Source organism: Dactylosporangium sp. NPDC000555, from assembly GCF_040300025.1.
Classification (GTDB): domain Bacteria; phylum Actinomycetota; class Actinomycetes; order Mycobacteriales; family Micromonosporaceae; genus Dactylosporangium.
In genome coordinates this window covers 1-1,297 of sequence record NZ_JBEPDB010000207.1, presented here as the reverse complement: position 1 = coordinate 1,297, position 1,297 = coordinate 1, and the positions used below count along the sequence as shown (strand labels likewise).

Sequence of the window (1,297 nt, the reverse complement as noted above, 5' to 3'; positions counted from 1 at the left end):
GCAGCTCGTCGCCGTGATCGGCGACCGGCGGCTGGAGCTCACCCGGTGAGCACCTAGCTGGCCCGGCTCGGCGGGGGGCGGGTGCGGGTCGGCCGGCACACGCGGCTGCACGAGCTCGGCGAGCTGGTGTCACCGGCGCCGGCGCCCGGCGGCCTGCGGGTCGCGGCCGAGGACGACCTGGATCTGGTGACGGCGTGGTTCGAGGCGTTCATGGGCGACGCCGACGAGCAGGCGGGCCGCCCGCGCGGTTCCAGTGCGCACGAGGTACCCGATCGCGCGGACCTGCTGCGCCGGCTGCGAGCCGGATGGCTGTGGTTCTGGGTCGACGGGGCGGGGGAGCCGGTACACCTCACCGGCGCCAACCCGCCGTCGTTCGGGGTGGCGCGCGTGGGCCCGGTGTACACGCCGCCGGCGCAGCGCGGTCGCGGCTGGGCCGGCAACGCGGTCGCCGAGGTCTCCCGCCGGCTCCGGGCCGAGGGCGCGCGGGTGTGCCTGTTCACCGACCAGGCCAACCCGACCTCGAACAAGATCTACGCCGCGCTCGGCTACCGGCCGGTGGTCGACATGGCCAACCTGGTCATCGTCCGCTGACGGCGCACCGCGGGCGAGACGCCGCTCGTCGGGCCGCTGTGTAAGAAATGGCTGCCATGACCGCCATTTCTTACACAGCGCCCGGTGATGCGTTGCTCAGCCGGCCGTCAGCGTGAAGTCGTCGGCGTAGTAGGACGGCTGGCCGTACCAGCCGTGGACGAACACGGTGACGGACGTCGTCGAGGCGCCGGTGGTGAACGTGACGCTCAGCGGGGCGTACGCGCCGTTGGTGCCCGGCGTCCAGGTGCTCGCGTTCACGCCGGTGCCGGTCGCCCCGATGTACACATAGCTGCCCTGCACGTAGGCGTTGAGGTTGTACGTCCGGTTCGGCTGGACCGTCACCGTCTGCTGGCACTGCGCCGTGTCGCTCGCGGTCACCGAGCCGGCGAGTGCCTTCGTGCCCGAGCGGACCGGGCTGGCGACGATGGAGCACCTGGCGCCGGTCCACGGCGACAGGGATCCGCTCTCGAAGCCGCCGTTGGCGAGGGCGCCGGCCGGGGCGGAGCTCGAGACGGACGGCGACGCCGAGGGTGAGCGCGACGCCGAGGGCGACACCGAGGGCGACGCTGACGCCGAGACCGAGGGCGATGCCGACGGGGGGTTGGACGGCAGCGTGCCCCACGGGACCTGGGTGGAGCGGTAGAAGTTGATGCCCTGCACCGTCCACCGTGGGCCCTGCGCGCCGAGCCGCACCTTGAAGGTGTCC

2 protein-coding genes are annotated in these 1,297 nt (G+C 73.3%); one reads left to right on the top strand and one right to left on the bottom strand.

Translation table 11 applies throughout. The annotated features are described in order from the left end of the window. The first annotated feature begins 81 nt into the window (after positions 1 to 81). A complete protein-coding gene (locus ABT297_RS43050) occupies positions 82 to 591 on the top strand; it encodes a GNAT family N-acetyltransferase (RefSeq protein WP_350560009.1) in 510 nt (169 codons plus the stop codon). A 96-nt stretch (positions 592 to 687) separates the two neighbouring features. Here ABT297_RS43050 and ABT297_RS43045 read toward each other — a convergent pair. Continuing rightward, the coding region (locus tag ABT297_RS43045) for a carbohydrate binding domain-containing protein (RefSeq protein WP_350560006.1) at positions 688 to 1,297 on the bottom strand (610 nt) is incomplete at its 5' end.